This window comes from Actinoplanes sp. NPDC026619 (assembly GCF_040638295.1).
In the GTDB taxonomy this organism is placed as follows: domain Bacteria; phylum Actinomycetota; class Actinomycetes; order Mycobacteriales; family Micromonosporaceae; genus Actinoplanes.
In genome coordinates, this window is sequence record NZ_JBEZYA010000006.1 from 277,337 (window position 1) to 283,916 (window position 6,580).

General features: G+C 73.8%; 7 protein-coding genes. 1 reads left to right on the top strand and 6 read right to left on the bottom strand.

The annotated features are described in order from the left end of the window. The first annotated feature begins 44 nt into the window (after positions 1-44). The gene (locus AB0E90_RS16270; protein ID WP_360405134.1) at positions 45-2,378 is read left to right on the top strand and encodes a DEAD/DEAH box helicase; all 2,334 of its coding nucleotides are present in this window, start codon (positions 45-47) and stop codon (positions 2,376-2,378) included. Here the strand turns inward: AB0E90_RS16270 and AB0E90_RS16275 are convergent. The 6 genes from AB0E90_RS16275 to AB0E90_RS16300 form a co-directional block, all read right to left on the bottom strand. Next, positions 2,365-2,733: an Rv3654c family TadE-like protein gene (locus AB0E90_RS16275; protein ID WP_360405137.1), complete on the bottom strand. Its 369-nt coding sequence runs from the start codon at positions 2,731-2,733 to the stop codon at positions 2,365-2,367. The genes AB0E90_RS16270 and AB0E90_RS16275 overlap by 14 nt on opposite strands. An 83-nt stretch (positions 2,734-2,816) precedes the next feature. Further along, positions 2,817-3,188 (bottom strand): TadE family type IV pilus minor pilin, encoded by a 372-nt coding sequence (locus AB0E90_RS16280; protein ID WP_360405140.1) that lies wholly within the window; start codon positions 3,186-3,188, stop codon positions 2,817-2,819. Continuing rightward, positions 3,185-3,313 (bottom strand): DUF4244 domain-containing protein, encoded by a 129-nt coding sequence (locus AB0E90_RS16285; RefSeq protein WP_360405476.1) that lies wholly within the window; start codon positions 3,311-3,313, stop codon positions 3,185-3,187. Before AB0E90_RS16285 ends, AB0E90_RS16280 begins: the two co-directional genes overlap by 4 nt. Positions 3,314-3,512: 199 nt before the next feature. Beyond that, entirely contained in the window at positions 3,513-4,136 is a 624-nt protein-coding gene (locus AB0E90_RS16290; protein WP_360405479.1) for a type II secretion system F family protein, read from the bottom strand. A gap of 481 nt (positions 4,137-4,617) precedes the next feature. Further along, positions 4,618-5,310, bottom strand: coding sequence for a hypothetical protein (locus AB0E90_RS16295; RefSeq protein ID WP_360405143.1), 693 nt, complete (start codon positions 5,308-5,310; stop codon positions 4,618-4,620). Continuing rightward, positions 5,307-6,491 (bottom strand): TadA family conjugal transfer-associated ATPase, encoded by a 1,185-nt coding sequence (locus AB0E90_RS16300; protein WP_360405146.1) that lies wholly within the window; start codon positions 6,489-6,491, stop codon positions 5,307-5,309. Before AB0E90_RS16300 ends, AB0E90_RS16295 begins: the two co-directional genes overlap by 4 nt. Positions 6,492-6,580 lie beyond the last annotated feature (89 nt).

Consider the following 6,580-nt stretch of genomic DNA (forward strand, 5'->3'; position numbering starts at 1 on the left):
TACCCGTTTGAGGTTCGGGGCATACCGATGTCAGAGTGCAGTTCGTGACTTCCAGCGCCTCGTTGTCCCAGCTCTTCTGGACCAGGGGAGACGACTCGCCGGTCACTCACGTCGAGCGTGTGCCGCCCCGATCCGGGATTTCGGTGCCCTGGCCGGCCTGGGCCGCACCCCAGTTCGTCGACGCCTGCCGCGATCACCGGATCATGTCGCCGTGGGCGCATCAGGCCACCGCCGGGACGCTGGCGTTCGAGGGAACCAACGTCGTGCTCGCGACCGGGACGGCATCGGGCAAGTCGCTCGGCTATCAGATGCCGGTGCTGAGCCGGCTGCTCACCGACGAACGCGCCACGGCGCTCTACATCGCGCCGGCCAAGGCACTCGCCGCGGATCAGTTGCGCGCCGTCGCCGGTTTCGGTCTTCCGGGGGTACGCCCGGCCACGTACGACGGTGATACCGCGCGGGAGGAGCGCGAGTGGATCCGCCAGAACTCCCGCTTCATATTGACAAATCCGGACATGGTGCATCACGCGATTCTGCCCGGGCACGAGCGCTGGGCGGTCTTTTTAAGGCGGCTTTCGTACGTCGTGATCGACGAGTGCCACACCTACCGCGGGGTGTTCGGCTCGCACGTCGCGCACGTGATCCGGCGACTGCGCCGGGCGGCCGCCCGATATGGCGGGCGGCCGACGTTCGTGCTGGCCTCGGCCACCTCGGGTGACCCGGCCGACGCGGCGTCGCGACTGATCGGGCTGCCGGTGACCGCGGTGACCGAGGACGCCTCGCCGCGGGGCGGCGTGACGTTCGCGCTGTGGGAGCCGCCGCTCCAACCGGCCTACCCCGGTTCGTCCGCCGTGCCCGCTCCCCGCTCCGACCTTGACGATGAACTGCCGCAGGTGCGGCGGTCGGCTCTCCGGGAGACGGCCGACCTGCTCACCAACGCGGTCGTGGCCGGCACCCGGACGCTTGCCTTCGTGCGCTCACGTCGTGGCGCCGAGGTGGTCGCGGCGATCGCTCGCCGGCAGCTCGACGAGGCGGTGCCCGGGTTGGGCGATCGGGTGGCCGCCTATCGGGCCGGCTATCTCAAGGAGGACCGGCGGGAGATCGAGCGGGCGCTGCTCTCCGGCGAACTGCTCGGGCTCGCGTCGACGAACGCGCTCGAGCTCGGCGTCGACCTGGTCGGCCTGGACGCCGTGCTGATCTGCGGTTATCCCGGCACCCGGGCGTCACTGTGGCAGCAGGCGGGCCGGGCCGGGCGGGCCGGGGGCGAAGCCCTGGCCGTGCTGATCGCCCGGGACGACCCGCTCGACACCTACCTGGTTCACCACCCCGCGGCGTTGTTCGGGCGCCCGGTCGAGGCGACGGTGCTGGACCCGGCCAACCCGTACGTCCTGGGCCCGCAACTCTGCTGCGCCGCCTCGGAGGGACCGATCACCGAGGCCGACCTGGAGCTGTTCGGCGGCGACCCGGCCCGCGCGGCGGTGGCCGGCCTCACCGCATCGGGCGCGCTGCGCCGCCGCCCGTCCGGTTGGTACTGGACCCACACCGGCCGCCCCGACGTGGACCTGCGCGGCACCGGCGGCGCACCGATCGCGGTGGTCGAGGAGTCGACCGGCCGCCTGCTCGGCACGGTCGACCCCGAGTCGTCGCACGCGATGCTGCACACCGGCGCCGTCTATCTCCACCAGGGCGTCACCTTCGTCGTCGACAATCTCGACCTCGAGGATGCCGTCGCCCTGGTGCACCCGGAGGAGCCGGACTGGTCGACGCACGCCCGCGACGTCACCGACCTGTCCGTGGTGAACGTCCGCTCGTACGTGGACGCCGGCCCGGTCGGCCTCTTCCTCGGCGAGGTGGACGTGACCAACCAGGTCGTGTCCTACCAGCGCCGCCGGATCGGCTCCGGCGAGATCATCGACACCCGCCCGCTCGACCTGCCGGTCCGCGAACTGCGCACGGTCGCGGTCTGGTTCACCGTCTCCCCACCAGCGCTGGAGGCCGCCGGCGTGGAACCACCCGACTTCCCCGGCGCCCTGCACGCCGCCGAGCACGCCGCGATCGGCCTGCTCCCGCTGATGGCAACGTGCGACCGCTGGGACATCGGCGGCCTGTCCACCGCCAACCACGCCGACACCGAGGCCCCGACCGTCTTCGTCTACGACGGCCACCCGGGCGGCGCCGGCTTCGCCGAACGGGCCTACGCAACCGCCGCCGAGTGGCTGACCGCCACCCGCGAGGCGATCGCCTCGTGCGGCTGCGAAACGGGTTGCCCCTCGTGCGTGCAGTCCCCGAAGTGCGGCAACGGCAACAACCCGCTCCACAAACCCGGCGCGATCTCGGTCCTGGACGCCGTCCTTTCCGCGCTGGCTATTCGATCGTGATGTAGACCGGCCCGGCCCGAGCGGCCGCCTCCGCATGGCGGGTCAGACCCGGCATCGGCCGCACCTCCACCTGAACGTGCACCACGATCTCCAGCCCGTCGACCACGCACAGCGTCATCTCGCCACCGTTGGCACTGACGAACCGCTCAGCCCGCGTGCAGGCGGCCGGCTGCCCGTAGATCGCCTCCGCCGCCCCGGCGAGCGCACCCAGATCGGCCGCGCTGTGCGCTTGATGCCGCCCAACCCGAGCCGTGCCGACCGACGCCATCGCCAGCCCCGCCGCCACGAACGCAAGCCCCACCGCCAGCACAAAGATCGTCGCAGCCCCCCGATCCCGCTCACCGCTTCCCGCCACCCCGCCTCTCGCTGCCCCGCCTCTCGCTGCCCCGCCTCTCGCTGCCCCGCCTCTCGCTGCCCCGCCTATTTGACGGCTGCCCCTCACTGCGCTCCTCCGTCGACGACGTCCGGCTCGCGGGCCGCCACGGCTCGCCCGGTCACGGTGATCGCCGGTAGGTGTGCGCCAAGCAGGCGCACCGGTGCTCGCACCACGGCGGTGACCGAGTCCGCACCCTCGTCGATCGCCACATCGGCGCCGTCCGGCGCCATGCGGGTCGCCGCCTCGACCGCTCCCTCGCCGCGTGCGCCGGCAAGCGCCCCTTCCCGGGCCGCGTCCACGCATTGACCCTTGGCGGTCACCGCCGCCACCGCGGTCAGCCCGGCCAGGAGCAGCAGGATGAGCGCCGGCAGCCCGGCCGCGAGTTCAGCGGTGAACGATCCCCGGTCGCGGCCGGGCCACCGGCGCCCGGTCACTTCAGGGCCCGATCGATGATCGCCGTGAGCGCCGACTGCACGTTCTCACTGCCGACGACCTTGAGCAGGACCCCGGCAAACGCCACCGCCGCCAGCGTGCCGACGGCATATTCGGCGGTGCTCATCCCCGCGTCGGCTGCCTCGGTCCGCAGCCGGGCGAAGTTCGCGATCAGTCTGTGCACGTAGTACTCCTTCGGTTGTGTTGTGCCAGTGGCCGCCATGACGGCCACTGCCGGAAGCCGTGATCCGCCGCCGCCCAGCGACAAACCACGGAGCCAAACCGCGACACGAGCCACGGAGCCGAGCTGCGGCATGAGCCGCAGTTCAAAGGACGTCGCCCAGCACGGAAACCAACACCGGGACCAGGCCGGCCAGCAGGAACGCGGGCAGGAAGCACAGGCCCAGCGGCAGGACGATCAGGACGCCGGCTCGTTGGGCGGCAGCCTCGGCGGCCGTTGCCCGGTCGGCGCGCAGGTCGTCAGCGAGCCGGCCGAGCGCCCCGGCCAGCGCACCCCCGCTGGCACTGGACCGCACCGCCGCCGCGATGAGCCGATCGGCCCCGGTGACCCCGGAGAGGTGCGCCCACGCCTCGGTCGGGTCGGCGCCCAGCCGCAGTGAGCGAGCCGTTCGCTGCAACTGCTCCCCCAGCGGGCCGCCCAGCGCGTCGGACACCGCTCCGGCCGCCCGGTCGAGCGGTGCCCCGGCACGCAGGGCTGCCGCCAGCAGGTCCGCCCCGAGCGGGAGATCGGCCATCGCGGCAAGCCGTTCCTTGCGCAGGTGTGCGGGTTCCCGCCGCCGCAGCAACCGCTCGGCCACCACGGCGGCGACGACTCCGACGCCGAGACCCCACCACGTCCCGATCAGCCCGGCCACGCCGAGCCCGACTCCCCCGGCGATCAGCAGCCGCGAACGGCGGCCGTCGGCGGGCGGTGGTGGCGAGTGCGGCATCTGCAACCTGCGGAGCCGCCGCCGAGCCCGGCCCGGCCACATCACCGGCATGACCAGCACCACCGCCGCCGCAACGGCGAGCAGCGCGATCACCGCGGCACTCCCGACTCGACAACGTCCCCGATCGCTTCAGTAACCGACGACACGGCCGGCGCAGCACCTCGCGCGACGATCACCCCACCAACCGGCTCAGCGTCAGGCGGGACCGGTTCGGCGCGCGAAACCACTGACGCACCCGCCGGCTCGGCGCCGCGCCCGACAAGCTCGGCCGCACGCCCGGCGACCGACAGGGCGGCTGGCGCGGTGGCCGGATCGGCAACGGGCGTAGCGGTTGGCTCGGCGGCTGCGCAGGCGATCGGCTCGGCGGATTCGTCTGGCGGAACGCGGCGGCCGACGAGCGCGACCAGACAGCACGGCCGCACGTCGACTCGGACCGGTCCACCGGCTTGCAACAGGGCTGCCAGCGAACAACCGGGCCCGCTCATTGCGCCAACCTCTCGGCCCAGAGCAGCCCACCGCACTGCAGAACCACCGCCCCGGCCGCGCAGGCGGCCCCGATCGGGGTGTGCAGCAGCACGTCCAGCGGATCGGCGCCGATCGCGATACCGAGCCCGATGCCGCCGACCGGTAACCCGGCCAGCAACAGCGCGGTGGCCTGCGCGCCGGCGGCCTGCGCCGATGCCTTGGCTGCGGCGCGGTCGGCGGCGCGGGCGTCCGCCTCGATTCGCTCGACGAGGTCGGCGGCGGGAGCGCCGGTCCGCTCGGCGAGCTGCCACACCGAGGAGGTGAGCCGGCCGATGCGGTCCGACGACAGCGCCGACACGGCCCGCGCGGCCGGCGGCAATCCGGCGCGCAGGTCGGCCGCGAGCGCGGAGAGTCCGTCGAGAGCCGCGACCCGTGAGGCCCCGTCCCGCCGCCGTGCTGCCCGCCGGAGCAGCGCCCGGCCCGCCAGCCCGGAGTAGGCCGCCGTCACTACCGCGGCGACCGGTCCGCCGGCGAGCAGTCCCAGCCCAGTGACAACGCCGACCACCAGCGCCGTGGCGCGGCGCGGATGGGCGAACAGGCCCGGTGGCAGGCACCAGCGCTGCCGGCGCAACCGCTCCCGTGCTCGGCCGCCCGGCCAGCCGACCACCAGGGCTCCGATCAGCAGGCATCCGACCAGCGGCCAGGTCATGACCCCACCCCCACCGGCGGTTCGAGCACGGCCGGCACGGCCACGCCGCGGATGGCGAGCATCCGGGCCAGCGCGGTCGCCCCGGGGCCGGCTCCCCGGCCGTGCCGCCAGGCGGGCACGACGGTGGCCAGCCGCTGTTCGCCGGCGGGCAGCAGGACGCTGACCGAGTCGAGCACCCGTCCGCCGGGAATGCGCCGGACCTGCAGCACGACCTGCAGCGCCGCCACCGCCTGGGCATGCAGCGCCGCTCGGGGCAGCCCGCCGAGGAGACCCAGCGCCTCGAGCCGGGCCGGCACGTCGGCCGGCGCGTTGGCGTGCAGCGTGCCGGCTCCACCCTCGTGACCGGTGTTGAGCGCGCCCAGCAGATCGACTATCTCGGGCCCTCGGCACTCGCCGATGACGAGCCGGTCGGGCCGCATCCGCAGCGCCTGCCGGACGAGGTCGGTGAGCCCGACCGCCCCGGCTCCCTCGACGTTGGCGGTGCGCGCCTGCAGCGCGACCACGTGTGGATGCACCGGCCGTAACTCGGCCGCGTCCTCGACCAGAACGATCCGCTCGGTGGACGGAACCAGGCCGAGCAGCGTGGCCAGCAGCGTCGTCTTGCCGCTGCCGGTGCCGCCGGTGACCAGGTAGGCCAGGCGCGCCGCCACGATCGCGACCAGCACCGGCGCGACGGTCGGCGGCACCGTGCCGTGCTCGACCAGGTCGGCGAGGCTGAACGGCCGCTGCCGGAAGGTGCGTAGCGATAGATAGGGGCCGTCGGTGGCGACCGGGGGCAGCACCGCATGCAGCCGGGTGCCGTCGGGCAGGCGGGCATCCGCGTACGGCTGGCCGTCGTCGAGCCGCCGCCCGCATGCGGCCGCGAGCCGCTGGGCCAGCCGGCGCACCTCAGCGTGATCGCGGAATCCCACCGAGGCACGCTGCAGGCCGGCGCCGCGGTCCACCCAGACTTCGAGGCCGTTGACCAGGACGTCAGTCACGTTCGGCTCGGTAAGCAGTGGCGCGAGCGGGCCCGCGCCGACGAGTTCGTCGTGCACCCGGTCGGCAACCCGCAGCACGGTGGTCTCGCCGAGGCTGGTGTCCCGCCGGACGGCACGAGCCACCGCCGCCGGAGTCGCCTCCACCCCGTCGACCGCGAACCGCTGCCGAACCGAGCTGGTCAGTTCCCCATAGGACGTCATGCTGAGCCCTCCTTAGGCATGCTCTTCTGGCCCTCGCCTGCGGCCTCGGCGAACAGGTTGCGGAAGTGCCGCTCGGTGCAGGCGGTCAT